Annotated in this window: 1 protein-coding gene; it reads left to right on the top strand. The window is 66.7% G+C overall.

Translation table 11 applies throughout. From position 1 onward, the window contains the following. Positions 1 to 525: acyl carrier protein (locus tag BST12_RS29370; RefSeq protein ID WP_139802090.1), on the top strand; the 525-nt coding region annotated here is incomplete at both ends.

Raw genomic sequence — 525 nt, 5'->3', positions numbered from 1 at the left:
AGCAGGGTTTGGAGTTGTTCGATCTGGCGTGTGGGCGGGGTGAGGCGGTGTTGGTTCCGGCGCGGTTGGATGTGGCCGCGTTGCGTAGACAGGCGCGGTTGGGGTTGTTGCCGTCGGTGTTGAGCGGGTTGGTGAGCCTTCCCGCCCCGGTGGCTTCGGTGGCGGGGACGTTGGCTCAGCGGTTGGGCGCGGTGGATGAGGCGCAGTGGGATGCGGTGTTGGTGGGCGAGGTGCGTGGCCAGGTTGCTGCGGTGTTGGGGCATTCCTGTGCCGAGGCGGTGGGCGCTGAGCGGGCGTTTAGTGATCTGGGTTTGGACTCGCTGGGGGCGGTGGAGCTGCGTAACCGGCTGGCTCAGGTCACGGGTCTGAGCTTGCCGGCCACGGTGATTTTCGATTACCCCAATCTGGCTGCGGTGGCCGGCTATCTGCGTACTCGTTTGCAGGGCAGTGTCACTGGGGTGGTGGTGGGTGCGCCGGTGCGGGCCGATGAGCCGATTGCGGTGGTGGGGATGGGGTGTCGGTTTC

It is taken from the genome of Mycobacterium angelicum (assembly GCF_002086155.1).
GTDB classification, from domain to species: Bacteria; Actinomycetota; Actinomycetes; order Mycobacteriales; family Mycobacteriaceae; genus Mycobacterium; species Mycobacterium angelicum.
The sequence above is the reverse complement of the archived record's forward strand: the minus strand, read 5'-3'. Positions and strand labels throughout refer to the sequence as shown.